The sequence below is a fragment of the Streptomyces morookaense genome (assembly GCF_013030945.1).
Lineage (GTDB): Bacteria > Actinomycetota > Actinomycetes > Streptomycetales > Streptomycetaceae > Streptomyces > Streptomyces morookaensis.
In genome coordinates this window covers 186,691-210,875 of the sequence record NZ_JABBXF010000016.1, presented here as the reverse complement: position 1 = coordinate 210,875, position 24,185 = coordinate 186,691, and the positions used below count along the sequence as shown (strand labels likewise).

Annotated in this window: 22 protein-coding genes and 1 pseudogene; 15 read left to right on the top strand and 8 right to left on the bottom strand. The window is 72.0% G+C overall.

Going from position 1 to position 24,185, the window contains the following annotated elements:
• Positions 1 to 36: 36 nt before the first annotated feature.
• On the bottom strand, positions 37 to 429 hold the full coding sequence (locus HG542_RS09835) for a rodlin (RefSeq protein WP_171079724.1): 393 nt from the start codon (positions 427 to 429) through the stop codon (positions 37 to 39).
• A gap of 246 nt (positions 430 to 675) precedes the next feature.
• Between HG542_RS09835 and HG542_RS09830 the strand changes: the two genes are divergently transcribed.
• From HG542_RS09830 to HG542_RS09805, 6 genes and pseudogenes are all read left to right on the top strand, one after another.
• Positions 676 to 990, top strand: coding sequence for a putative quinol monooxygenase (locus tag HG542_RS09830; protein WP_171079723.1), 315 nt, complete (start codon positions 676 to 678; stop codon positions 988 to 990).
• A gap of 332 nt (positions 991 to 1,322) precedes the next feature.
• Complete coding sequence (locus HG542_RS09825; RefSeq protein ID WP_171079722.1) at positions 1,323 to 2,339, top strand: isopenicillin N synthase family dioxygenase; 1,017 nt, start codon at positions 1,323 to 1,325, stop codon at positions 2,337 to 2,339.
• A gap of 155 nt (positions 2,340 to 2,494) precedes the next feature.
• A pseudogene (locus HG542_RS09820) lies at positions 2,495 to 3,749 on the top strand (MbnB/TglH/ChrH family RiPP precursor modification enzyme).
• 18 nt (positions 3,750 to 3,767) lie between these two features.
• On the top strand, positions 3,768 to 4,745 hold the full coding sequence (locus tag HG542_RS09815; protein WP_171079721.1) for a TIGR04222 domain-containing membrane protein: 978 nt from the start codon (positions 3,768 to 3,770) through the stop codon (positions 4,743 to 4,745).
• A 26-nt stretch (positions 4,746 to 4,771) separates the two neighbouring features.
• A complete protein-coding gene (locus tag HG542_RS09810; protein WP_308438050.1) occupies positions 4,772 to 5,590 on the top strand; it encodes a helix-turn-helix domain-containing protein in 819 nt (272 codons plus the stop codon).
• A 130-nt stretch (positions 5,591 to 5,720) separates the two neighbouring features.
• The gene (locus HG542_RS09805) at positions 5,721 to 6,140 is read left to right on the top strand and encodes a hypothetical protein (RefSeq protein ID WP_227725700.1); all 420 of its coding nucleotides are present in this window, start codon (positions 5,721 to 5,723) and stop codon (positions 6,138 to 6,140) included.
• Between the two features lie 55 nt (positions 6,141 to 6,195).
• Here the strand turns inward: HG542_RS09805 and HG542_RS09800 are convergent, their stop codons facing one another.
• The 3 genes from HG542_RS09800 to HG542_RS09790 form a co-directional block, all read right to left on the bottom strand.
• The gene (locus tag HG542_RS09800; protein WP_227725701.1) at positions 6,196 to 6,567 is read right to left on the bottom strand and encodes a hypothetical protein; all 372 of its coding nucleotides are present in this window, start codon (positions 6,565 to 6,567) and stop codon (positions 6,196 to 6,198) included.
• Between the two features lie 165 nt (positions 6,568 to 6,732).
• Positions 6,733 to 7,803 (bottom strand): methyltransferase, encoded by a 1,071-nt coding sequence (locus HG542_RS09795; protein ID WP_229922589.1) that lies wholly within the window; start codon positions 7,801 to 7,803, stop codon positions 6,733 to 6,735.
• Between the two features lie 76 nt (positions 7,804 to 7,879).
• Positions 7,880 to 8,689, bottom strand: coding sequence for a putative hydro-lyase (locus tag HG542_RS09790; RefSeq protein ID WP_171079719.1), 810 nt, complete (start codon positions 8,687 to 8,689; stop codon positions 7,880 to 7,882).
• 449 nt (positions 8,690 to 9,138) lie between these two features.
• On the opposite strand from HG542_RS09790, the gene HG542_RS09785 reads away from it, so the two are divergent.
• Together HG542_RS09785 and HG542_RS09780 are read left to right on the top strand one after the other, a co-directional pair.
• Positions 9,139 to 9,372, top strand: a complete 234-nt coding sequence (locus tag HG542_RS09785) for a hypothetical protein (RefSeq protein WP_171079718.1) — start codon at positions 9,139 to 9,141, stop codon at positions 9,370 to 9,372.
• On the top strand, positions 9,365 to 10,459 hold the full coding sequence (locus HG542_RS09780) for a response regulator (RefSeq protein ID WP_171079717.1): 1,095 nt from the start codon (positions 9,365 to 9,367) through the stop codon (positions 10,457 to 10,459). Before HG542_RS09785 ends, HG542_RS09780 begins: the two co-directional genes overlap by 8 nt.
• On the opposite strand, the gene HG542_RS09775 is transcribed toward HG542_RS09780, so the two are convergent.
• A complete protein-coding gene (locus HG542_RS09775) occupies positions 10,416 to 11,093 on the bottom strand; it encodes a TetR/AcrR family transcriptional regulator (RefSeq protein WP_308438049.1) in 678 nt (225 codons plus the stop codon). The two genes, HG542_RS09780 and HG542_RS09775, sit on opposite strands and share 44 nt — an antisense overlap.
• Before the next feature lie 169 nt (positions 11,094 to 11,262).
• Between HG542_RS09775 and HG542_RS34500 the strand changes: the two genes are divergently transcribed.
• From HG542_RS34500 to HG542_RS09750, 5 genes are read left to right on the top strand one after another with little or no spacing between them, the layout of a single operon-like run.
• Positions 11,263 to 11,799 (top strand): (2Fe-2S)-binding protein, encoded by a 537-nt coding sequence (locus tag HG542_RS34500; RefSeq protein ID WP_171079716.1) that lies wholly within the window; start codon positions 11,263 to 11,265, stop codon positions 11,797 to 11,799.
• The gene (locus HG542_RS09765) at positions 11,796 to 12,788 is read left to right on the top strand and encodes an FAD binding domain-containing protein (RefSeq protein WP_171079715.1); all 993 of its coding nucleotides are present in this window, start codon (positions 11,796 to 11,798) and stop codon (positions 12,786 to 12,788) included. Before HG542_RS34500 ends, HG542_RS09765 begins: the two co-directional genes overlap by 4 nt.
• Entirely contained in the window at positions 12,785 to 14,926 is a 2,142-nt protein-coding gene (locus tag HG542_RS09760) for a xanthine dehydrogenase family protein molybdopterin-binding subunit (RefSeq protein WP_171079714.1), read from the top strand. Before HG542_RS09765 ends, HG542_RS09760 begins: the two co-directional genes overlap by 4 nt.
• The gene (locus HG542_RS09755; RefSeq protein ID WP_171079713.1) at positions 14,910 to 16,091 is read left to right on the top strand and encodes an XdhC family protein; all 1,182 of its coding nucleotides are present in this window, start codon (positions 14,910 to 14,912) and stop codon (positions 16,089 to 16,091) included. Before HG542_RS09760 ends, HG542_RS09755 begins: the two co-directional genes overlap by 17 nt.
• 41 nt (positions 16,092 to 16,132) lie before the next feature.
• Complete coding sequence (locus HG542_RS09750) at positions 16,133 to 16,936, top strand: TauD/TfdA family dioxygenase (protein WP_171079712.1); 804 nt, start codon at positions 16,133 to 16,135, stop codon at positions 16,934 to 16,936.
• 16 nt (positions 16,937 to 16,952) lie between these two features.
• Here HG542_RS09750 and HG542_RS09745 read toward each other — a convergent pair whose 3' ends face one another.
• Positions 16,953 to 18,110: an alpha/beta hydrolase family protein gene (locus HG542_RS09745; RefSeq protein WP_171079711.1), complete on the bottom strand. Its 1,158-nt coding sequence runs from the start codon at positions 18,108 to 18,110 to the stop codon at positions 16,953 to 16,955.
• A 222-nt stretch (positions 18,111 to 18,332) separates the two neighbouring features.
• On the opposite strand from HG542_RS09745, the gene HG542_RS09740 reads away from it, so the two are divergent.
• The gene (locus HG542_RS09740) at positions 18,333 to 18,974 is read left to right on the top strand and encodes a cysteine hydrolase family protein (RefSeq protein WP_171079710.1); all 642 of its coding nucleotides are present in this window, start codon (positions 18,333 to 18,335) and stop codon (positions 18,972 to 18,974) included.
• Here HG542_RS09740 and HG542_RS09735 read toward each other — a convergent pair.
• On the bottom strand, positions 18,856 to 19,470 hold the full coding sequence (locus HG542_RS09735) for a methyltransferase family protein (RefSeq protein ID WP_171079709.1): 615 nt from the start codon (positions 19,468 to 19,470) through the stop codon (positions 18,856 to 18,858). The two genes, HG542_RS09740 and HG542_RS09735, sit on opposite strands and share 119 nt — an antisense overlap.
• 144 nt (positions 19,471 to 19,614) lie before the next feature.
• Here HG542_RS09735 and proP point away from each other — a divergent pair, with 144 nt between their 5' ends.
• Positions 19,615 to 21,225, top strand: a complete 1,611-nt coding sequence (gene proP / locus HG542_RS09730; protein WP_171079708.1) for a glycine betaine/L-proline transporter ProP — start codon at positions 19,615 to 19,617, stop codon at positions 21,223 to 21,225.
• Positions 21,226 to 21,487: 262 nt separating this feature from the next.
• On the opposite strand, the gene HG542_RS09725 is transcribed toward proP, so the two are convergent.
• Entirely contained in the window at positions 21,488 to 23,734 is a 2,247-nt protein-coding gene (locus HG542_RS09725) for a terpene synthase family protein (protein ID WP_171079707.1), read from the bottom strand.
• Between the last annotated feature and the right edge of the window lie 451 nt (positions 23,735 to 24,185).

Below are 24,185 nucleotides of genomic sequence, written 5' to 3'. Positions count from 1 at the left end.
GGGGGGGGGGGGAATTCCGTCCGACTACCGCGATCGTCAGCCGTTGGCCGAGCCGTTGCCCGAAAGAATCGGGATCTCGTCCAGGATGTGCGACAGCGCGTCGTCGCCGTCGTTGATCGTCGAGTTGTCGGTGCACTGCTGCTGCTGCTGCGAGGTGAGGATCGGGATGTCCTGCAGACCGATGTTGATCAGGCCGATGAGCGACTGGATCTCGGCCTTGCCGATGGCGATGCAAGGCTTGTTGAGCGTGCCCTGGATCAGGCTCATCTGCGGGCTCTCCTGGCCCCCGGTCTTGGTGTTGCCGTAACCGGTCTTGGCGCCGTTCGCGTTGGCAACGTCGGTGTCGTTGCCGATGGCCATCGCCGGGGCGGCCATCGTGCCGACCGCGGTAGCCGTCAGGGCCGCCGTGGCGAGTACCTTCTTGAGCACTTCTCTAGCCTTTCGATCGATCGAGCGTTTCCCACTGGGAAGTGAACTGAGTAACTCCGGGCAAATTAAGAAGTTCCGGACTTTCACTCATTCGACCCATTGCCCCGCGCGCCGGTTCGGCGCAGTGTGTCCCATCGGGCGTGTCCGGCCGGGCCGTTCGGCCACGGATGGCGACAAGAGACCGCGGGTTTCGCCATGCTGGGGCCCGTCCCGGCCGAATCCGGTGGACCCGATGGAGGCGCACCCATGACCGTCGAATACGTCCGCTACCGCATTGCGGACCCCGAGCGCCGCACCGCCTTCGAGAAGGCGTATGCGACAGCGGTGCAGCACCTGTACTCCGCACCCCAGTGCCTCGGCTACGAACTCTCCCGCGGAGTGGAGGAACCCGAGCGCTACGTCCTGCGCATCGAATGGACCTCGGTGGAGGACCACGAGAACGGGTTCCGGCGCGGTCCGCACTTCCCGCCGTTCCTCGCGGAGATCCGGCCGTTCACCGGCGACATCGAGGAGATGAGGCACTACGAGCGGACGCTGGTGGTCGACAAGGGGAGGGGCTGAACGGGAGGTGTGACGGTCCCCACCCGTTCCCGGGGCTTCCGCCGTGGCGCGGACGTATTACCCTCAGGGATGTGAATCTGCTCGTCAAGCGCCGCCACGTGGACTTCGTCCGCGTCACGACCATGTCCTGTCGCCGCTCCGCCTGACACTTCACGCTGCCTGCCGGCCCCTCTGGCCGTTGCCTTCTGCTCTTCCTGTATTTCGAGCTCTGCCAGCTTTTCCTGCTTTCCTAGCCGCTTCCCGGCCCCCGCGCTTCCGCACACCTGCGGCGGCTCCGCGGGCCACCCGGTCACCACCGGGTGCGACCGGGCCTTCACGCTGTGGGACACCCCATGATCAACGAGCTTCCCGTCATCGACCTCTCCGCCGCCTCCGGTGGGCCCGACGCCCGCGCACGCCTCCACGACGCGCTGCACACCGCCGCCCGCGACGTGGGCTTCTTCCACCTGACCGGCCATGGCATCACCCCCGCCGAGACCGATGCACTGATGAGCGCCCTGCGCGCCTTCTTCGCCCTGCCCGAGGCCGAGCGGCTGGCCATCAGCAACCTCAACTCCCCTCATTTCCGCGGCTATACGCGCATCGGCGACGAGCGCACCGGTGGCAGCCGGGACTGGCGCGACCAGCTCGACATAGGCGCCGAACGGACCCCGCACATACCCGCCGGCGACGAGCCCGGCTACTGGTGGCTGGAAGGCCCCAACCAGTGGCCCGCCTCCCTGCCCGAACTGCGCACCACCGCCCTGCACTGGATCGACCGGCTCAGCTCCGTGGCCCGGCAGCTGCTGCACGAGCTGCTCGCGTCGATCGGTGCCCCGGCGGACTTCTACGACGAGGCCTTCGCCGAGCGCCCGCACCTGCACCTCAAGATGGTCCGCTACCCCGGCAGCGCCCCCGACGGTGCCGGGCAGGGTGTCGGCGCCCACAAGGACTACGGCTTCCTCACCCTGCTGCTGCAGGACCAGGTCGGCGGCCTCCAGGTGGAGAACCCGGACGGCACCTTCATCGACGTGCCGCCGCTGCCGGGCGCCTTCGTCGTCAACCTCGGCGAGCTGCTCGAAGTGGCCACCAACGGCTACCTCAAGGCCACCAACCACCGGGTGGTCAGCCCGCCCGGACAGCGGGAGCGCTTCTCGGTCCCGTTCTTCTACAACCCGCGGCTGGACGCCCGGATCGCTCCGGTGCCGTTCCCGTACGCCGACCGCGCCCCCGGCGTCACCCAGGACGCGGCCAACCCGCTGTTCGCCGAGTACGGCCGCAACGAGATCAAGGGCTGGCTCCGGGCGCACCCCGAGGTCGCGCGCCGCCACCACGCGGACCTGGTCGAGGCGGGGGCCGCCGTCGCCTGACGGGAGGAGGACCGGAACCGGCGGAAGGTCCCGGAAGCAAAGATCACACACGGATCCCGTTTCACCCCCTCGGTCAAGGGTTAGTAAAGTGCGGGGAGGGAATGACTCTCCGTACAGGGCGCCGGGCGCCACGGGGGAGCACGAGGGGCGGGATCATGAAAGTGCTGGGGACGGGCATCGGCTGGCGGCCACAGATCGCCGAAGCCGTCGAAGGGATGCCGGGCGTCGACTGGGTGGAGGTCGTGGCGGAGAACATCTGCCCGGGCCACCTTCCCGACTCCCTCGGCAGGCTGCGCGAGCGGGGCACGCCCGTCGTCCCGCACGGCGTCTCCCTCGGCCTGGGCGGCGCCGACCGCCCCGACCTCGGCCGCCTGGTCGAACTGGCCGAGCGCGCCGAGGCGTTGGGGGCGCCCCTGGTCACCGAGCACATCGCGTTCGTCCGGGCCGGCGCTCCCCGCATGGAGGCCGGGCACCTGCTGCCGGTGCCCCGCACCCGCGACGCCCTGGACGTGCTCTGCGAAAACGTGCGCATCGCCCAGGACGTGCTCCCGGTCCCCCTGGCCCTGGAGAACGTCGCGGCCTTCCTGGCCTGGCCGGACGAGGAGTTCACCGAAGGACAGTTCCTCTCCGAACTGGTGGAGCGGACCGGCGTGCGGCTCCTCGTCGACGTCGCCAACCTCCACACCAATCACGTCAACCGCGGCGAGGATCCCGCGGCCGTCCTGGCCGAACTGCCCGTCGAGGCCATCGCGTACGTGCATGTGGCAGGCGGCTTCGAGCGCGAGGGCCTGTGGCACGACAGCCACGCCCATCCGGTACCGCGTCCGGTGCTGGAGATCCTGGCCGCGCTCTGCGAACGGGCCACGCCCCCCGGCGTCCTGCTGGAGCGCGACGACAACTTCCCCGAGGCGAGCGTGCTGTCGGCCGAACTCGACGCGATACGGGCCGTGGTGGCGGCCGGGGGAGCGCCTCGGCGTGTCTGACCCCGGCACCACGGCGGCCCGGCAACGGCTCGCCCGGGCGCAGTCCGCGCTGCTGTCCTCCCTCGTGGCCGGCGCACCGCCGCCGGCCGGCTTCGACCCCGGGCGGGTGGGCGCACAGCGGCGTGCGCTGCTCGACAAACGGGCCGGGGTGGCGGCCAGGACGGCCCCCGAACTGCGCGAGATCCTGGGCCGGGACTTCCGGCGCCTCTTCCTCGCCCATGCACAGGGACGGCCCATGACCGACGGCTACCGCCGTGATGCGCTCGACTTCGCCCGCGCACTGCTGAGCACGCCCGGCGCCGTCCCCGAACCGGACCGGCGCCGGCGCCTCGCCGCCTGGGTGGCGGAGCGGACGGCTCCGCCCCCGCGCCCCGGACTCCTGCACCGCCTGGCCACGGTACTGCGGCTGACGCGTGCCGCGCGCTGAACGAAAGGCAACCGACCGATGATCATCGCTGCTCTCGTGGCACTGCTGTGCCTGCTCGTCCCTTCCGCATGGCTGGTGCGGCTGCGGTGGCGGGCGCGGGGTGCCGGGTTCCTCGAACCCGAGCCGAGCCTGGTGGAAGCGGCCTACCTGCGCGGCGGCGCGGGCCGGGTCGCCGACGCCGTCATCACCAGGATGTACGACGACAAACGCATCACGGTGAAGAACGACAAGGTCATGGTGGTCGAACCCATGACCCGCAACGCCGTGGAACGCGCGTTGTTGAAGCACTGCGCCACCTGGAGCAGGAGTCTGCGCACGCTGCGCAGTGCAATACGGCGCGACCATGCCCTGGAGGCCGTGCACGACTCGCTGGTGAAGCAAGGACTGTTGCTGACGGCGAAGACGTGGCGCATATGGCGCCGGATGGTCACCGTCCAGCGGGCAGGGCTCTTCGCCGCGGGCTTCATCACGCTCCTGATCCTGCTCAACCCGCGCTCCTACCCTGCGCCGTTGATCCTCCTGCCCCTGGTGATCGCCGGAATCGTGGTACAGGTGACGTGCCGCCCCGGCAAGGGATGGATCCCGTACACCGATCGCGGCCGGGCCGTGGCCCGGGACCTGGTGGCGAAGGGCCCGTGGCGGGAACTGGATCCTGCAGTGCACCCGGAGGGCCTTGCCGGGGTCGTGGCCGTGCGCGGATTCACGGCTATGACGGACGACGGTCTGCGCAAGCAGTTCGAAAAGGCCGCCGAGCAGAGCGAAGCCGCACGTCGTGCCGCCCGGCGCCGCCGGGCGAGTGCCTACGGTTCCTCGTCGTCAGTCTCCTCCTGCTCGACGGTCGTCGTCGGAGCCTCCTGCGACTCCGGCAGCGGATCCGGCTGCGGCTCGGGCCACGGGGGCGGCTCCGGCTGTTCGAGTTCGTCGAGCTGTTCCAGCAGCAGTTGTTCCTCCAGCAGTTGCTCCTCTTCCAGCTGCAGCAGCAGTAGCTGTTCCTGAGCCGTCCGCGCCGCCGATCGCCCGGAGTGCCGGTGCCGCCAGGCGCCACCGCCGGGTCGGCAGGACCGCCGCGAGACCCAGGTACAGGTACGTCAGGACGGGGCGCGCGCTCTCGGACGGCAGGAGGAACTGGGCCACGAACCCACATGATCGATTTCGCCGGGCACGAGTGCCGGCCCGGCACGCTGCTGTGGATCCGCCCGGGCCAGGTCCACCGGTACGCCCCCGAGGCGGGGATGCAGGCCCGGCTCGTCCTCTTCACCCCGGACTTTCCGTCGCCCTCCGCGGCCCGGGGTCTGGTGGACGACCCCCATGGCCCGGCGCACTGGCAGGTGTCCGGACCCGACCGGGCCGAACTCGCCCTGCACACCGACCTGATCGCCGCCGCCCACGCCGTGCACGAGCGGCAGTCGGCCACCGAGCTGCTGCGGCACCTGCTCACGGCCCTGCTGCTGAGGATCGCCCTGCTGCCGGGCCCCGAACGCGGGCCCGCCCCGGCCGGGGCGGCCGAACTCCTCGCCCGGTTCCGGGCCGCGCTGGAGGAGACGTACGCCGATCACCGGTCCGTCGCCGCCCACGCCGCCGCCCTGAACACGACGCCGAAGACCCTCACCAGGGCCTGTCGCCAAGGAGCGGGGATGTCCGCGAAGGCCGTGATCGACGCCCGGGTGGCGCTGGAGGCCAAGCGGCTGCTCGTCCACACGGACCTGTCCGCCGCTGCGATCGGGCGGCGCCTGGGATTCACCGAGGCGGCCAACTTCGGCAAGTTCTTCACGCGTGCCACCGGGCAGTCGCCCGGTGACTTCCGGCGCGGTCCCTCCGTCACGGCAGCCGGCCCGGAATGAGCCGGCGGTTGGGCCGTCCGGCTGAATATGGTCCGCGAGCGTTTGGCCTCCTGCGGAGTTGCCGGGACCGCGCGGGGGCGGGCACAGCACCATACGTCTGGGACCGACGGGCGGACCGGCAAGGAGCGTCGTGAAAAGACTTGGGCACGCGGTGACCCTCACCGGGGTATGCGGTCTGGTGCTGTTCGGCAGCGGCATCGCGCAGGCGCAGACAACGACGCCGACGAATCCCCCCGGCTCCCTGCTGGGCGCCGTGGTGGGCGCGGATCTCGGCACCGTCACCGAAATGGTGTCCGGAGTGGTCTGCAACAACCGTCTGGTCGAGTACAACTACAACTCGCCGAGGAACCACTCGCCGCACCCGTGCATCAACGGTCCGGTCGACAGCGGGAACAGCGTGGACAGCAACAACTTCCTCAACCACGGAAACCCGGTGGACAGCGGCAACATCAAGTCCGCCGCCGGCTCGACCAATGCCCTCAACGAGGTCAACGGTCCGCGGTCCAACAGCAGCAACGACACCTCGCTGGGTCACCCGGTCTTTCCCTAGGAGGCGCCGGACGAACGCCTCGGCCCCCGGGCGACCGGGGGCCGAGGGCATCGGGTCACAGGTACTGGCTGCCGCCCCCGCCGGTGTGCTCCAGGTGGTTGGAGCTGCGGGACGAGGAGCCCGTGACGGACGAACCGGAGTTGACGGAGCCGCTGTTGTTCACGGGGCTGCCGCTGCTGCTGGGCGTTCCGACCAGCCGGACGTTCTGCGCATTGCTGGTGTTGCCGCTGTTCACGGCTCCGTTGATGCAGGTCCGGGCTGCCCTGCCTTCGCAGGAGAATCCGGAGGAGATCCGGACGTACGTATTGCCTTCGGCGCCGCCGTCCGGCCAGCGTCCCCAGGCCATGGCGGGCGACGCCGTGCCCCCGACCAGAAGCAGGCCGAGAAGACCTGTGGCCGCCGTCTTCGTGCGACTGGTTCTCTTCACTGTGTGGTCCTGACGCTCGCGATTGGTGAATTTCCGGCCTTGCTACCGGGAGCGCCGGCGCCGGCCAAGTCTGCGCAGCGTCCGGTCCGTCACGTTCACCCTCTCCGACCACCGCATTCACCGTGACGGCCCTTCGGCGGAAAAGCGGAAAGGCGTGGGACGGGTTCAGTCCGCGGCCGCCTCCACGATGGACGCGAAGCCGGGTGTCGGCAGGGTGCGGATGTGGCGCAGTCCGGAGCGGGCGAAGAGGGCGTCGAGTTCGGCCGGGGTGCGGGTGCTGCCGCCGAGGGCGGTCATCATCAGGAGGTCGAGGTCCTTGCCCGGGTGCGGGGCGTTGCCCGGCGGCGGGACGGCGTCGACGACCAGGACCCGGCCGCCCGGGGCGAGGGCCCGCCGGCAGGAGTTCAGGATGCGGACGCAGTCCTCGTCGCTCCAGTCGGGCAGGACGTGCTTGAGCAGGAGGACGTCGCCGTCGGGGACGGCGGCGAAGAAGTCCCCGGGCTCGGCCCGCCAGCGACCCGTCAACTCCTGCGTGGCGAGCAGGGGTTCGCGTACCGCGGCGGCCCGGTCGAAGAGGACGCCCGACAGGCCGGGGTGGCGCAGCAGCACGGCCCGCAGCAGGCCGCCCCGTCCTCCGCCGACGTCCACCACCGTGCCCCGCTCCGGGAACGGGTACGCGGCCGCGACCACGTCGTCGAGCGGACCCGAGAAGGCCGCCATCCCGGCGTCGAAGACCTCCCGGGCCGCGCCGTCGGCTTCGAGGTGCTGGAAGAAGGGGGTGCCGAAGACTCCGGGGAAGGCGGATTCCCCGGTGCGCACGGTCTCGGCGAGGCCGGCCGAGGAGTGCAGGAACATGTCGTCGGTGAGCAGCAGCACCGCGGGGTGCAGCGATCCGGGGACGTCGGTGCGCAGGGCGTGCCCGGCGGGCGTCAGCCCGAACGCGCCCGTGTCGTCCTCCCGGAAGACGCCGCGCGAGGCCAGATGACGCAGTAACCGCTGCAGCGCGGCGCCGTCGGTGCCGGTGTCCGCGGCGAGTTCGGCGGCGGTGCGCGGTCCGTCGGCGAGCCGGTCCGCGAGCCGGAGCGAGGCGGCGGCCCGCAGCGCGGCGGAATGGAGGAACCCGAAGGCCTCCTCCATCAGCCGCAGGGCTCCTGAGGGGTCGGGGGTGGCCGGGTGGCGGCCGGACGAGGGCTCCACGATGATCTCCCGGGGTCGGCTGGGGGTACGGACGATCACCACCCTTCCAGCCGGCGGCCGGACCGCGGCACCGGCGTTGTGCGGATCTCCGGCTGGGACTTCCGTCCTACGGCGCTCACAGCAGCCGGTACGCGGAGTCCCTCGCGTCGGTGATGAACATGTGCCCGGGAGCGTGGGTGATGGCGAACGGCGGGGCCGAGGCCATGAGAGCGGCCTGGGGCGTCACCCCGCAGGCCCAGAAGACGGGGACCTCGCCGCTGCGGATCTCGACCGGGTCGCCGAAGTCCGGTGCGCCGAGATCCGTGATGCCGATCGCGGCGGGGTCGCCGACGTGCACGGGTGCGCCGTGGACGGCGGGCATGAGGGCGGTCAGCCGACGGGCTTCGGCCACCTGCCGTGCGGGGACGGGCCGCATGGAGACCACCAGGGGGCCGTGCAGCCGACCGGCGGGCCGGCACGGGCGGTTGGTGACGTACATGGAGACGTTGCGGCCCTGTTCGATATGGCGCAGGGGGATGCCCGCCGCGCTCAGGGTCGCCTCGAAGGTGAAGCTGCAGCCGATGAGGAAGGCCACCATGTCGTCGCCCCACAGGCCGGTGACGTCGGTGGGTTCCGCCACGAGCCGGCCGTCCTCCCACACCCGGTACCTGGGCAGGTCGGTGCGCAGGTCGGCGCCGGGGGCGAGCGGGGTGTGCGGGACGCCGGGCCCGGTGACGTCGAGGACGGGGCAGGGCTGGGGGTTGCGCTGGGCGAACAGCAGGACGTCGTAGGCCCAGTCCTGCGGTACGGCGATCAGGTTGGCCTGCGTCCGGCCGTCGGCCCAGCCGGCGGTGGGCACGGCCGTGCCGGCCCGGAAGGCCGCGCGCGCCTCGGCCGGTGTTGCGGACGCCTGCGGTCCGGGCGGGCGTGGGGCGATGGTTCCCATGCGCACCTCGCGGAGGTGAGGGGGTGGAGGGCGGCGAAACGGCCGCCGGGTACGGCAGCGTAGAGGATTGTTGAACAAAATCACAAGGCTTGTCCGAACCTCAACTCGGCGGCTTTCGGCAGGAGTTGACGGGCCTCCCACGGCGGCGAGCCGGCAGCGCCGGACGGGGGCAGGGGGAGACGCACGTCACCGGAGGAAGCCCCCGCGGCCGGCGGCGTCACGGGCGAGGTGTGGGCGGGCTGAACGTCATCCTCCAGCAGCCGGCCGGCGACTACCGGCCCGGCCGGTTCGCACAGCGACGAGTGCTCGGAGGGCTGCTGTTGCCAACTCACCTGGCAACAGCAGCAGTCGGTGTTGCCGTTTGGCCGTTCGCCTGGCGCAACGGCTTCGCTTCCCACCATCCTGTGGCTCACCTTCCGATCAGGTGCCGAAAGAGGAGCCGAGGAGCCATGGACCGTTCCCTGCTGTCGACGAGAGCGACGCTGGTGCTGTTACTCGCAGTGCTGGCCGGAGCGGCAGTCGGCCTGCTGTCGGCGTTCGCGGGGGAGGGGCCGGCGCGTTGCGTGCTGTGCGGGTTCGCCGCTGCGGGCGGGGCCCTGCCGGTGGCCAACCAGGTGATCGCTCCTGATGCCGCCGGCCGCGAGCCGGGGGCGTTGCGGACGTCAGGGGACGACCGTGGGTGAGCTCAGGCCGCTGGCCCCGGAACTCACGCCCGAATCCCGGGCCCTGGCGCTGGCCCTGCGGGAGCTGTTCGAGGGCCTCGACGTGTCGGCACGCCGATATGCGGCGCGGCGCTTCCGTGATGCCGGCACCTTCTCCCGCTATCTCAACGGCACCCGCGTCCCGCCGTGGGAGGTGGTGATGGACCTGCTCACCGACGTCGCCGAGCACCGCGGCACGGCCGCGACCCCCGAGGCCGTCGAGCTCGTCCGCCGCCTGCACCGGGCCGCGGTCGAGACGAGTGCCTCCCCGCGCCACGCCGTGGAGGTGCTGGAACAGCAGCTCGCAGAAGCCGACCGGGTCTCGCGCCGTTCCACGGCACGCGGCGATGCCCTGGGCGACGCTCTGCTGGACCGCAAGCACCGCATCGCGGACCTGGAGGTCCGCCTGAGCCAGCTCGAAGCGGAGTGGGGCGCGGAGCGGGAGCGGGCCGACCGGCTGGCCGCCGCCAACCCCGACGTCACCGAGCTGCTGCGCGAACGCGATGCGCTGCAGGGCGAAGTCGCCCGGCTGTCGGCCGACCTGCACGCCGCGCACAAGCAGCGCGAGGACGCCGAGGAGCGGTGCGCCCTGCTCGAACGGCAGCTGCAGGCCGTCGAGGAGGCGCGGCAGACCGCCGGTTCCCTGCCTGCGGCGACGCCGCAGGCCATGCCCAAGGTCCTCGTCGTCGACGACCAGTCCGACAACCTGCTGGCCATGACCGCCGTCCTGTCCACCCTCGACCAGGAGCTGGTGGCGGTCTCGTCCGGCCAGGAGGCGCTCAAGGCGCTGCTCGATCACGACGACTTCGCCGTGATCATCATGGACGTCCAGATGCCGGACATGGACGGCTACGAGACCGCCGCCCACATCAAACGCCGCCCCCGCAACCGTGACGTCCCCATCATCTTCCTCACCGCCATGGGCGCGGACCCCGAACACTCCGCCCGGGGCTACGCCGCGGGCGCCGTCGACTACATCGGCAAGCCCTTCGATCCTTGGGTGCTGCGGGCCAAGGTTGCCGTGTTCACGGGTATTTACCTGGAGCGGAGGCTTGCGGACGACCGGTAGGACGACCGGTGGGAGAACCGCTGGGGCAGTGCGTCGGCTGTGGGCCCGGCGCCCCCGCCCGCAGGCCGGCCGTGACGAGGTCGAAGAGGCGCCGCGCGCGCTCGTGGGCGTCGTCGTGCGTGCCGATGTGCCACAGGCCGGCTATGGCGAGGAGGAAGTCGTCGGGGGTCACGCCGGGACGGATCGTGCCGGCCGACTCGTTGGCCTCCAGGAGGAGTTCGACGGCCGCCGTGACCGGTGAGTGGCCCCAGCGCGCCGGGGTGGCGGGGGCGCGGGTGCACTCGCGCATCGCGTCGGCCAGCCCTGCCTTGGCCGACGCGTACTGGGCGAGGCGGTCGAGCCATTCCCGCAGGGCCTGTTCGGGCGGCCGGGTGTCCAGCAGGTGGCGGGCGGCCTCGAAAACCTGTTGCACCTCGAAGCGGTAGACCTCGAGGATGAGCGACTCGCGGTCGGGGAAGTTGCGGTAGAGGGTGCCCTGCCCGACGCCTGCCTTCCTCGCGATCGTGCTGAGCGGGACGGCGGGGGAGCGGGTGAGCTCGGACAGGGCCGCTTCCAGGATGCGCTCGCGGTTGCGCAGGGCGTCCGAACGCCTGGGCAGAGGCTCCTCGTTGGGCTGTGTCACCGTCGTGTGCACGTGCGTCCCTCGCCCTCGGTTCGTTCCCGGTCCGGCAAGCCTTGCTGAGCGGACAACTGTCCGCTAACTTCGGAGACTCGGACAATTTTCCGGACAACCGTCCGTTTGAGTTCACTCTAGTGGCAATCGCCGTCGCAGTGCGAACCCCTCACGCCGAAAAGGGCAGTTCATGACCGCATCGACGTCCAGCGTCATCACCTTGCACGTCAACGGAGAACCGCGCACCCTCACCGTCGACCACCGCACCACCCTGCTCGACGCGCTGCGCGAGCACCTCGGCCTGACCGGCACCAAGAAGGGCTGCGACCACGGGCAGTGCGGTGCCTGCACCGTGCTGCTCGACGGCCGCCGAGCCGTGGCCTGCCTGCAGCTCGCCGTCGCGGCCGAGGGTCGCGCGGTCACCACCATCGAGGGCGTCGCCGAGGACGGCCGACTGCACCCGGTGCAGGAGGCGTTCCTCGAACTCGACGGCTACCAGTGCGGCTACTGCACCCCGGGCCAGATCTGCTCGGCCCTCGCGGTCCTGGACGAGCACGCGGCGGGCTGGCCGAGCGCCGCCACCGCCGACGTCCGCCCCGAGGCCGGCCCGCCCGCCCTCACCGACGACGAGATCCGCGAGCGGATGAGCGGCAACCTGTGCCGCTGCAGCGCGTACCCGGCGATCGTCCGGGCCGTCGCCCAGGCCGCCAAGGCGGTGTCGGCGTGAGGGAGTTCCGCTACGAGCGCGCCGCCGACATGGCCGGTGCCCTCACCCTGCTGGCCGCCGAGCCCGGGGCCCGCCCGCTCGGCGGCGGCACCAATCTCGTCGACCTGATGAAGAACGGGATCGAGCGGCCCGCGCTCCTCGTCGACCTGCGCGACCTCCCCCTCGGCCGGATCGAGCCCACCGCCGACGGCGGCCTGCGCATCGGCGCGACCGTCACCAACAGCGACCTGGCCGCACACCCCGATGTGCGCCGCCGCTACCCGGCGCTGGCGCAGGCCGTCCTCGCCGGTGCCTCGGGGCAGCTGCGCAACATGGCCACCGTCGGCGGGAACCTGCTGCAGCGCACCCGCTGCGGCTATTTCACCGACGCCGCCGCGCCGTGCAACAAGCGCTCCCCGGGCAGCGGTTGCGCCGCTCTCACGGGTGAGCACCGCAACCATGCCGTCCTCGGCGCCTCCCCGCACTGCGTGGCCGTCCACCCCTCCGACATGGCGGTGGCCCTGGCCGCCTTCGACGCGGTCGTCGTCTACGAAACCCTGGACGGGCCGGGGGAGTTGCCGCTCGCCGAGTTCTACCGTCCGGTGGACAGCAACCCGCAGCTGGAGACCGCCCTGCCGCCCGGCGCGCTGATCACCGGCGTCGTCCTGCCACCGGCCCCGGTCGCCGCCGCCTCCCGCTACCGCAAGGTGCGCGAACGCGCCTCGTACGCCTTCGCGATCGGCTCGCTCGCGGCCGCCCTCGACATCCGCGACGGCATCGTGCACGACGTACGTCTCGCCTTCGGCGCCGTCGCCTCCCGCCCGTGGCGGGCCCGGCAGGCCGAGCGCGCCCTCACCGGGGGCCCGGCCGACGCCGCGGCGTTCGCGGCCGCCGCGGACGCCGAACTCGCCGCCGCCCGGCCCCTACCGCACAACGGCTACAAGCTGCCGCTCATGCGCAATCTGGCCGTCAGCGTCCTGACCGAACTCGCCGAGGAGGCAGCCCGATGACACCGGCAACGACCACCGGACTCGCCCCCCGGGCCGTCGGCACGCCGCACGTCCGCCTGGAAGGCCGCGACAAGGTCACCGGCGCGGCCCGCTACGCCGCCGACTTCCCCGCCGACGGACTCGCCCACGGCTGGATCGTGACGTCCACGGTGGCCCGCGGCCGCATCGCCTCCGTGGACGACCTTCCCGCCCTGAAGATGCCCGGCGTGCTCGCGGTCCTGCACCACGGCAACGCGCCGCGTCTGAAAGAGGACTTCGCCGGAACCTTCGGGCCCGACGCCACCACGCAGATCCTCCAGCACGACCGCGTCCCGCACGCGGGCTGGCCGGTCGCCTGCGTCGTGGCCGAGACCCCCGAACAGGCCAGGGAGGCCGCGGAGACGCTCGTCGTCACGTACGACACCGAGCCGCACGACGTGGACTTCCGCCCCGGACACCCCGCCGCCTACACGCCGGACGCGTCGCCCGCGGGGCCGGGCCGCGCGGAAAAGGGCGACGTGGAGGCCGAACTCGCCGCCTCCGACGTGGTGGTGGACGCCCACTACAGCACCCCGGAGCTGTACCACAACGCGATGGAGCCGCACGCGGCCATGGCGTACTGGGACGACGGCCGGCTCGAAGTCGTCGACACCACCCAGGGCGCGTACGCGACGGCACAGGACCTCGCCCAGCTCTTCGGCCTCGACCCCGCCTCGGTCCACCTGCGGTCCGAGCACGTCGGCGGCGGCTTCGGCAGCAAGGCCCAGGTCCGCGCGCACCTCATCCTCGCCGTCATGGCGACGAACCTGCTCGGGCGTCCCGTCCGCATCGCGCTCACCCGGCCGCAGATGTTCTCGCTCATCGGCCACCGCAGCCGCACCGCCCAGCGCGTCCGGCTCGGTGCCGGCACCGACGGCCGGCTCCGGGCCCTGGAGCACACGGCGCTCAGCGCCACCTCCACGCTCCGCGAGTTCGTCGAACCGAGCGCCGCGTACGGGCGCACCATGTACGACGCGAACGGCCACCGCACCGTCAACAACGTGCTCCCTCTCGACGTGCCCACCCCGACCTACATGCGTGCGCCGGGCGAGGCCCCCGGGTCGTTCGCGATGGAGTGCGCGCTCGACGAACTGGCCGAGCGGTGCGGCCTGGACCCGATCGCCCTGCGCGCCCGCAACGAACCGTCCGTCGGTCCCGTCTCCGGACTGCCCTACGCCGGGCACCGCCTGCTCGACTGCTTCGCCGAAGGCGCCCGCCGGTTCGGGTGGGCCGAACGTGACCCGCGGCCCGGTGTGCGCCGGGACGGCCGCTGGCTCATCGGTACCGGCACGGCGGCGGCGTCCTTCTTCACGGGCGTCTTCCCGGTGACGGCCGCCGTCACGGCGAACGCGGACGGCACCTTCACCGTGCGCATCACCGCGGCCGACATCGGGACCGGGGCGCGTACCGCCCTGACCCAACTCGCCGTGGAGGCGCTGGACGTGGAGCCCTCCCGCGTCCGCCTGCTCATCGCCGACAGCGACTTCGGCAACGCGTGGCTGGCCGGCGGCTCCATGGGCACCCGCTCCTGGGGCTGGGCGATCCAGCTCGCGGCCCGCGAGCTGCGCGAGCGCCTCGCCCTCGGCGCCGCCGTTCCGGCGGACGGCCTCACCGTGCGCTCCGACACGGAGCAGGCGGTGCGCGCCCTCGCCGCCGCCGAACGGCACGCGTACGGGGCCCAGTTCGCCGAGGTGGCCGTCGACCCGGGCACCGGTGAAATCCGCGTTCGGCGCATGCTCGGCATCTTCGCCGCGGGCCGGATCGTCAACCCGCTGACGGCACGCAGCCAGTTGACCGGTGGCATGATCTGGGGCCTGTCCGCGGCCCTGCACGAGGAGGGCATCCGGGACGCCGCCTCGGGCGCCCTGGTCAACGCCGACCTCGCGGGCTACCACTACGCGGCCCACGCGGACGTCCCCGCCATCGAGGCGGACTGGCTCGACGACCCGGACCCCGACGACCCGGTCGGGATCAAGGGCATCGGCGAGATCGGCGCCGTGGGCTCCGCGGCAGCGGTCGCCAACGCCGTCTGGCACGCGACCGGTGTACGCCACCGGGACCTGCCGATCCGGCCCGACCGCGTCCTGATACCGGAGCAGGAACGTGCTGGACATAGCTGAGGAACTGGCCCGATGGGCCGCCGAAGGGCGGGACTTCGCCGTCGCCACCGTCGTGTCCGTGAGCGGCAGCGCCCCGCGCGGCCCCGGCGCCGCCCTGGCCGTCGACGGCCGGGGCGAGGCCGTCGGCTCGGTCTCCGGGGGCTGTGTGGAAGCGGCGGTGTACGACCTGTGCGTCCGCGCGCTCCAGGACGGGACGGTGCTCCGGGAACGCTTCGGCTACAGCGACGACGACGCCTTCGCGGTGGGCCTGACCTGCGGCGGCACTCTTGAGGTCGTGGCCGTTCCGTGTCCCGCGGCCGCATCGGGCCGCGCCGTGCTCGCCCGCGCGCTGACGGCTGCCGCCGGAGGCGAGGCGGTGGCCCTGGCCCGGGTCGTCCGGGGCCCGGCCGAACTCCTCGGCGGAATGCTGCTCGTCCGGCCCGACGGGAGCGCCGAGGGCGGCCTCGGCGGCCGCCCGGAACTGGACCGGACGGCCGCGGCCGAGGCACGTGCACTGCTCGACGCGGGCCGCACCGGCACCGTCGAGCTGTCGGAGGACGGGGCGCACTGCCCCGGTGGCGTGACGCTCCTGGTCGAGTCGGGCACGGAGCCGCCGCGCCTGATCGTCTTCGGGGCGGTCGACTTCACGGCGGCGCTGGTCAGGGTCGGCAAGTTCCTCGGCTACCACGTCACCGTGTGCGACGCGCGCCCCGTGTTCGCCACGGCGGCACGCTTCCCCGAGGCGGACGCCGTCGTGGTCGACTGGCCGCACCGCTATCTGCGCCGCACCGCCGTCGACGCACGGACGGCGCTGTGCGTCCTCACGCACGACGCCAAGTTCGACGTGCCGCTGCTGCGGGACGCCCTGCGCCTTCCGGTCGCGTTCGTCGGCGCGATGGGGTCGCGCCGCACCCATCACGACCGCGTCCGGCGGTTGCGCGAAGCGGGCGTCGGCGATGCCGAGTTGGCCCGGCTGCGTTCGCCCATCGGCCTGGACCTGGGCGGCCGTACACCGCAGGAGACGGCGCTGTCCATCGCGGCGGAGATCGTCGCCGCCCGGCACGGTGCCACGGGCCTCCCGCTCACCGGAACCGGCACGGCGATCCACCGCGTCCCCGGTCCGCGGGAACCGGGTGCATCGGGGCGGCACCCGGCCTCCTCCGCCGGGTATGTTCCTGGACGGTGACCGAACCTGTCGGCAGCCTGCTGCCGCGGAAAGGTGGGGAGATGACCCGGCCCGCCCCGGTCGAAGGACCCACGGCCTGGAACGGACATGCCCTCGGCGAGGCGGACTGGCTGCTCCCATGGCCGCCCGGCGCGGCCCTGGCGGACCTGGCCGCGCATGTCGCCCGACGCCTGCGGCACGGCCGCGGATTCGCCGTGATCCGCGGCTGCCCGGTGGCCGGCCGCACCGACCAGGAGTGCGCCGCGATGTGCCGGCAACTCGCCGCGTCGCTGGGCATGCCGAGGCCGGCGGACCCCGGTGACTTCGTCACCGTGGCCGACAACGCCGGACTGGGCAAGACCGACCTCGCCCTGGGCCTGCACACGGACCGCACCCCGGCACCCCGACCGCCCGGAGTGCTGGGGCTGTTGTGCGTGCGGCAGGCGGCACAAGGCGGGGACACGCTGCTGGCCAGCGGCCACACCGTGCACAACCGGCTGCTCGGCGACCACCCTTGGGCCCTGCCCCGCCTCTGCCGGGACTTCCACTTCGGCCGCGGCCCCGGCTTCGACCGGCGCCGCCCCGTCTTCCAGCGGCACGGCGCCGGCCTGCGCGTGCACTACAACAGGCGCGGGATCGAACGCGCCCACCACGAAGCCGGCGCGCCCCTGACCCCCGATGAACGCGCAGCCCTCGACGCCGTCGACCGGATCCTGTCCGACCCGCGCACGGTCCTGCGCATTCCCCTGCAGCCGGGAGACCTTCTCTGGCTGGACAACACCGTTGTGCTGCACGGCCGTACGGCCTTCACCGACGCGCCCGAACCGGGTGCCCGGAGATGCCTGGTGCGCGTGTGGGTGGACTGAAGCGCCTGTTCTCCCCCTAGGGAAGGAACGCCACCTCCGGGAAGGCCGCGGCCGGGCCGTCGAGCAGATGCCCGCGCCGGTGCCGCAGATGCAGGTCGAAGAACGCGAGCGGGTACGCCTGCTGGATCCGTACCGCGCGGGCCGGATCGAGCGTGCCGATCCAGTCCCTGAGCTGCTCGTCCGTCATCTCGACCACTTTCGCCAACTGCGGGATCAGCGCCTGGTTGTCGCCGTACGAACTGTGGATCGCGCCTGCCGCCTGTACGTTGAGCCGCCATCCCCGCAGGTGGGACCAGAACTCGGCGACAGCGGGCTCCGCGGCCCGGGTGAACTGGGCGGTCATCATCATGAACGGCCGGTCCAGGTCGGCGGTGATCGTCGGCAGCATCGGGCCGTCGAGACTCAGCCCGGCCCGCACGCGCCGGTCGTCGATCATGACGCGGGCGGTCGCCGTGCCGCCCTTCGACCAGCCGAACATGCCGATGCGGTGCAGGTCGAGGGCCCCGCGCAGTCCGGCGGGCAACCGCCGCTGCCCGGCGTCGGGGTTGCGTCCGGCGTCGAGGTCCTCGATGCAGTCGAGGATGAACCGGATGTCCGTGGCGAAGTCCGCCGGTCCCAACGCGTACTTCGGGCCCCGGAGCGGGACGACGACCCGGCCGTCGGGGAACTCGCCGATGGCGTCGTACGTGTGGTCCACCGTGACCACCACGTAGCCGTGACTGGCGAGTTCCTGCACCATGACGGTGTGGTCGGCACGGTGGCTGTGCGCGCCGTGCGAGTACACGACGACGGGAAGCCTTCCGCCCGTCCGCCGCACCGGAGCACCCTCGTGGCCGGCCGTGAGCGGCGCCGCGACGGCGTCCCGCTCGAACCCCGCGGAGGCGAGGAGCTCCTGCAGGGGGCGGGCGAGCATCCACGGGGCCTGCGGATACCGCCGGGTGTCGTGGGCGGGGTACCAGACACTGGCCATCAGTTCGCGGTGACGACCCGGCCCGGCCACCGGGTCCGGACGCGAGGCGTCGACGAGGTGCAGTGCCACTGTGCCCACCGGGTACGGTCCGGTGGGTCCGGGCAGGGTGAGTTGCGTCGGGCCGGCGGTGGCCGGTGCCGCCCATGCGGGGAGCGCGGCACCGAGCGGCACGGCGGCTCCGACGGCCAGCGCGGCTCCCAGCATGCGGCGGCGCGAGAGTGCGGTTCGGTCTGTGAACGGCGTGGTGGTGATGGCCCCTCCCCGGGTCGTCGGACAGCACCTGGTCGCTGTCCGGGTCCACGGGCGGAACGTTGTCACGCGGGGCACCGGGGCACATCCAACTGCCGGGCTAGCTCTACAGGGTGATGCGTCGGCTCACTAGAGTTGCCCCTGTTGCCGGATGAAAAGGGAGAGGGGACGGCACACATGACCGACAGAGCGCTCCTCGTGATGGACGTCCAACAGGACATCGTGGACATCGTCGACGACGGCTCCGGATACCTGCCGCGCCTGCGCACGGCGATCGACGGGGCCCGGGCGGCCGGCATCCCCGTGATCTACGTGGTCATCGGGTTCCGGCCCGGTCACCCGGAAGTCGGTACGCGCAACAAGGTGCTGACCGCCATCGCACGGGACGGCCTCTTCACCGAGGGCGCCCCCGGCACCCGGATCCACCCCGACGTCGCGCCCGAGCAGGGCGACATCGTGGTCACCAAGAGACGGGCCAGCGCGTTCTCGGGCAGTGACCTCGATGTCGTGCTCAGGGCGCGCGGCATCAACAGCCTTGTCCTCACCGGCCTCTCCACCAGCGGCGTCGTGCTGCACACCCTGTGCCAGGCCAACGACCTGGACTTCGGCCTCACCGTCCTGGCGGACGCCTGCCTGGACACCGACCCCGAGGTGCACCGGGTCCTCACCGGAAGACTCTTCCCGCAGTGGGCGGACGTCGTCACGGTCGAGGACTGGCTCGCCGCCGTCGCAGGCGCGGAATCACCCGGGGGACGCGCTGCTTGTACTCCTCGTACGCACCCGGGAACGCCTCCGTCATCAGCTTCTCCTCGACGCTGATCTTCCACTGCATGAGGACGACCGCCAGCAGCACGGCCACCACCCAGCCGCCGAGGAGCATCAGCAGCGCGGTGCCGATGAACATGCCGAGGATGCCGGTGTAGATGGGGTGCCGGACGATCGCGTAGGGGCCGTCGGTGCGCAGTTCGTGGCCCTGTTTGGCCACGGGGGCGGACGTCCACATCAGACCGAGGCGGATGCGGGCCCAGATCGCGAAGGCGGTCGCGCCGACGAGCACGACGGCGCCGACGGCACGCAGCCACTGCACGTGCACGGTGAGCGGGTCCCATGTGCCGTGCGGCAGCAGTGAGTTCACCGTCACCGCCACGACGATCCCGGCGAGGACGCTCCATCGCTGGAGCGGCTGCCCGCGCTTGCGCACGGCCGGGGAACGGCGGGCGTTGTAGAGCGCGCCGAGAGCCCAGACGGTCAGGAACGTCAGCCAGCAGACGACGTCGATCCCCGTCGCGATATGGCGCCACTGCGAGTCGGTCATGGCCGCTTCGCCCCCTTCGGCCGGGACGAGCATTTTACCTGTGGGGGGAGAAGCGTGCGACTGCTCCGCCCGGGTAAGCGCGCGGCTGGCCGTTTCACTCGGCCAGAAAAAGCACCAAACCGCGCATAAGGATTGAATAGGTATATGGACGCCGACCACAGGAAGCCCCCGAGGCCCGGTCAGGTCAGGTCGCCGAGGGAGAGCACCCCCGCGACCGACCGGCTGGTGCGCATCGCGCTGCGCCGCCGCAAGAGTGCGCTGAGCATCGAGGAGGTCATGGTCACGGACCGTCCCGAGGTGCGGAGGGCCGTCTCGGCGGCGGCGCTCGGCAACATGATGGAGTGGTTCGACTTCGGGGTGTACGCCTACCTGGCGGCCGTGCTCGGCAAGGTGTTCTTCCCCGGCAGTTCCCCCGGCATCCAGGTGATCGCGTCCTTCGGCACCTTCGCCGCCGCCTTCCTGGTGCGGCCGCTGGGCGGACTGGCCTTCGGGCCGCTGGGCGACCGCATCGGGCGGCAGCGGGTGCTGGCGGCCACCATGATCATGATGGCGGTGAGCACCTTCGCGGTGGGCCTGCTGCCGGGCTACGGGACGGTCGGCCTGCTCGCGCCCGTTCTGCTGCTGCTCTGCCGCCTGGTGCAGGGCTTCTCCACCGGCGGCGAGTACGCGGGAGCCACCACCTACATCGCCGAGTACTCCCCGGACGAGCGCCGGGGCTTCCTGGGCAGCTGGCTCGACTTCGGCACCTTCGTGGGATACGTGCTGGGCTCCGCGCTCGTCACCGCGCTCACCGCGGCCCTCGGCGAGAGCACCATGGTCGACTGGGGCTGGCGGCTGCCCTTCCTGCTGTCCGGGCCGCTCGGCCTGATCGGGCTCTATATGCGGATGCGGCTGGAGGAGACACCCGCCTTCCGCGCCGCGGCCTCGGTCGGCACGGCCGGCATGGCCAACGACCCCGACGAAACCCCGCAGGCCCTCGAGGAACACGCCGAAGAAGCCCGGCAGTCCGGGCACGGGCGGCTGAAGGAGACCTTCACCAAGCACTGGCACGCGGTGCTGATCTGCATGGGCCTGGTGGTGGTCTACAACGTGACCAGCTACATGGTCACTTCCTACCTGCCGACCTACATGACCGAGACGCTCGGCCGGGATTCCACCACCTCGCAACTGCTGGTCCTCTGCAGCATGATCGTCGTCGCGCTCACCATCACCACGGTGGGCCGCTACTCCGACGTCTGGGGACGCCGGCCGGTCTTCATGGCCGGCAGCGCCGCCCTCGTGGCCCTCGCCATCCCGGCCCTGCTGCTCATCCGCGCCCAGGGCGCGGTGCTGCCCGCCGTCGGCTGCCTCATCCTGGCCCTGCTGCTGGTCTGCTTCGCGGGCACCGCCGCGTCCACCCTGCCCGCGCTCTTCCCCACCCGGCTGCGCTACGGGGCGCTGTCCGTCTCGTACAACATCTCCGTCTCGCTCTTCGGCGGCACCACCCCGCTGGTGGTGTCCGCCCTGATCGAGAACACCCGCAACCAGATGATCCCCGCCTACTACCTGATGGCGGCCGGTGCCATCGGCTTCGTCTCCGCGTTCTTCCTGCACGAGACGGCCGGCCGCCCGCTGCGCGGCTCCGGGCCGATGGTGGAGAGCGAGGAGAAGGCCCGCGAACTCGTGGCCCGCAGCCGGGTGGAGGCCGGGCGCGGGGCCCGGGACGTGTGGGTGCGGCTGCGGCATCCGTGGCACGGGCACCATACGGAGCGGTGAGGGCCCGGCCCCTTCGCGGACGGTGACCTGTACGCCCGGCCGCCGGGGAGGACGGGGGAGCCTTGACAGGCGGCCGGGCGCCGACCGACCGGAGGTGCCGCACACCGTGCCTGCTGGGCCGGGTGGTTGAGGGATCGGTCAGGCGGACGCGGGTGCGGCCGTGAGCGGGAACCTCCGGTCGGTCGCAGCCAGCATGCCGCACCGGACCCGGCCCGGACCGGGTCCGAGCGGCCCCTCTCCGGGGCCGTTGGGCCCTGGCCGACTACCCCCGCCCCACCGCCCCCACCCGCACCGCCGACGTCCCCAGCCCCGACGGCACCCCGAACGGCCCCGGAGCGGCGGACGGCATCGCCGGTGCACCATGGTGCCGCTGCAGGTCCGCCTCGCCGTACCTCCGGCACTCCCGGTGCCACACCAGGATTCCCGACATCCAGTTCTGCAGGTCCTCCGCGTACCGCTCCACCGCGGCCCGTGCCCGCTCGTCCAGCTCGAACTCCTCGAAGAACACCGGGAGCTGGGTGCCGACGACGTGCTCGAACTCGCGCATGCGGGAGTTCATCAGGTCGGCGACGATGTCACGGGCCGTCATGCGGTCGCAGTCGAAGAACTTCTCCACGACGAGCACGGCGTTGTGCAGCTCGCCCTGGAACTGGATCTCCTTCTGGTAGGAGTGGAGATCGTTGGTCATGCAGCCGTAGTCGGCCGCGGCGTTCTCCATCGCCTGGACCGGGCGGCTGCAGACCAGTTCGGGCGGCAGCCGGTGCTCGAAGCGGCTGAGGGCCATCGTCATGTCGGAGCCGAAGGTCTTGCGCCGCATCTCGATGTAGTCGACGGGATCCGGGATGCGGTGCTGCATCTCGTTGGTCAGTTCCCATAGCCAGCTCTCCAGCATGCCCTGGACGGCGGTGCGGAGTTCGCGGCGCGCCTCGACGGGCATCGGGCCCACGGTGCGGGACCACAGGTCCGCCAGGCCGCGTTCCAGGGTGTACTGCGGTTGCGGCATGGCGCGCAGGTCCAGCGGCATGAAGGTCAGGAGCCGTTCGTTGCAGAGCCTGGCCGCGGCCGTTCCGCCGGGGGTGCGGCCGAAGGCTGCGGGGTAGTAGTCGTCGCCGTAGGTCCCCCACGCGAGCCAGTCCGAGGCGAGGTCGAGGGCGGCCGGGGAACCCTTGGGGTGCAGGCCCGCGGCGCAGAGGGGGAAGTCGAAGTCCCTGAGCTCCGCCTCCGTCCAGTGGCCGGAGTCGGGGATGCCCGGCAGCGGCTCCAGCAGTCCCGTGCGGTGGCACCAGTCCACGAGGTGCCGGCGCGAGTGCTCCAGGTGCGGGTTGAAACGGGCCTCGTACGGCATGTGGAGATCCGGCAGCGGGAGATGGCCCGTCACCTGGAAGGGCACATGGCTGAAGCTGCGCAGGCGTACCGGCGTCGAGGCGATCAGGGAGGGGACGATGCGCGCTGCCGCCGTGCCCAGGCCGAGAGGGCCGGCGGGCAGCGGGGTCGCGGGGTGAAGGGCGCCCTGCGCGGTGCCGTTCATGTAGCGGCTGGAGCGCATGTGCCACTCGTGTCCGCCGGCCTGCCAGTCCTGGAGTCCGCGGATGTATGTGAGGACTGCGACGGCGGCCTCCGGGCCGAGGCCGTGCTCCTGCAGGAGGGGGCCGATCTCGGTGAGCGCGGTGTGCTCGAACTGCTGCAGCCGGGAGGTGAGCAGGTCGTTGACGCGGTCGGCCGCCTCCTGCGTCGGGCAGCCGAGGAAGTGCTCCAACACGAGGACGGCGTTGGCCAGTTCGCCCTCGTCCTGGGTCTCGCGCTGATACGAGAAGAGGTCGTTGCGCAGGTGGACCCCGTCGGCGAAGGTGTCCTTGAGGACCCGCATCGGGCGGCTCGCCGCGATGACCGCGGGGACCTCGGCCCGTACCGCGTGCTCGACCAGGTTGGCGGACCAGGGGGCTCCGCCGACCTTGCGCCGCATCTCGATGTACTCGACGGGGTTGGCGACGCGCTCGGCGCTGATGTTGGCCAGCTCCCACAGGGACTCCTCCAGCAGGTGCCGGGTGCTCTCCCGGAAGCGGCGCCGCCAGTCCTCCGACATGCCGGGGACCGTGCGCGCCCACAGGTCCGCCAGGCCCGCCTCGACCTGGTTGGCCGGCTCCTCCGGGGCCGTCTCGTCCGGGCCGACCGGCATGAAGGCGGGGAGGCGGTCGAGGTAGGCCTTGGCCCCGGCGGTGTCGCGGGTGCGCTTGAAGACGTCCAGGAAGTGGTCGTCGAAGAAGAAGACCCACACGTACCAGTCGGTGACGAGCTCCAGTTCCGCGGCCGGGGCCTCGGGGTGGGTGTAGGAGCACAGCAGCGCGTAGTCGTGGGAGTCGAGGTCGCTCTCCTCCCAGATGCCCGAGCCCTCGACCATCCCCATGTCCCTGGCCCATGCCTTGGAGTGCGCCCGGGCCTGCTCCAGATGGGGGTTGAGACGTGCCGGGTGCGGCATGTAGAAGCGGGGGAGCTCGAAGGGGTTCGCCATCGCGTGCGCGGCCTTTCGCCGGGACCGGTGGTTCGCACGCCACGCTAGGCGGACGGGCGGCAACGCCCCTGCCTGCTCCGGTTCTTCCCCTCGATATGATGAAAACCACGGGAGTCCGGTTAAGGATCTTGGGGGTCTCGTCCGCGGTGGCCTGCTTCCGCCGGGCCGGACGGACCACTTCCGCACATTAGGCCGCATGGATGCACAGCCGGACCGGCGTGGTCGGCGGACGCGGACGACGGGTATCGGACAGCCCGCTCCCTCACCGTCCGTTAATCGCAGCCGGACGTACGGGAGTTGCCACGCGTGTGCACCTCCGTGACCTCCGGTGCTGCCGGGCGGAATCGAAGGCGGCGGGCCTGTGGCGCGCGATCGCGGGCGACCGGATGTTTTCTTGTGGGGTGACATGACCGGCCTGATACTCGGTCGCACGACTCTTGGCATGGACGCG

What these genes read in the sequence shown, in the direction of transcription:
- HG542_RS09830 (WP_171079723.1), top strand. Translation starts at nt 676, where the DNA reads ATGACCGTCGAATACGTCCGCTACCGCATTGCGGACCCCGAGCGCCGC.
- HG542_RS09825 (WP_171079722.1), top strand. Translation starts at nt 1,323, where the DNA reads ATGATCAACGAGCTTCCCGTCATCGACCTCTCCGCCGCCTCCGGTGGG.
- HG542_RS09815 (WP_171079721.1), top strand. Translation starts at nt 3,768, where the DNA reads ATGATCATCGCTGCTCTCGTGGCACTGCTGTGCCTGCTCGTCCCTTCC.
- HG542_RS09790 (WP_171079719.1), bottom strand. Translation starts at nt 8,689, where the DNA reads ATGGGAACCATCGCCCCACGCCCGCCCGGACCGCAGGCGTCCGCAACA.
- HG542_RS09785 (WP_171079718.1), top strand. Translation starts at nt 9,139, where the DNA reads ATGGACCGTTCCCTGCTGTCGACGAGAGCGACGCTGGTGCTGTTACTC.
- HG542_RS34500 (WP_171079716.1), top strand. Translation starts at nt 11,263, where the DNA reads ATGACCGCATCGACGTCCAGCGTCATCACCTTGCACGTCAACGGAGAA.
- HG542_RS09760 (WP_171079714.1), top strand. Translation starts at nt 12,785, where the DNA reads ATGACACCGGCAACGACCACCGGACTCGCCCCCCGGGCCGTCGGCACG.
- HG542_RS09750 (WP_171079712.1), top strand. Translation starts at nt 16,133, where the DNA reads ATGACCCGGCCCGCCCCGGTCGAAGGACCCACGGCCTGGAACGGACAT.
- HG542_RS09745 (WP_171079711.1), bottom strand. Translation starts at nt 18,110, where the DNA reads ATGCTGGGAGCCGCGCTGGCCGTCGGAGCCGCCGTGCCGCTCGGTGCC.
- HG542_RS09740 (WP_171079710.1), top strand. Translation starts at nt 18,333, where the DNA reads ATGACCGACAGAGCGCTCCTCGTGATGGACGTCCAACAGGACATCGTG.
- HG542_RS09735 (WP_171079709.1), bottom strand. Translation starts at nt 19,470, where the DNA reads ATGACCGACTCGCAGTGGCGCCATATCGCGACGGGGATCGACGTCGTC.
- proP (WP_171079708.1), top strand. Translation starts at nt 19,615, where the DNA reads ATGGACGCCGACCACAGGAAGCCCCCGAGGCCCGGTCAGGTCAGGTCG.
- HG542_RS09725 (WP_171079707.1), bottom strand. Translation starts at nt 23,734, where the DNA reads ATGGCGAACCCCTTCGAGCTCCCCCGCTTCTACATGCCGCACCCGGCA.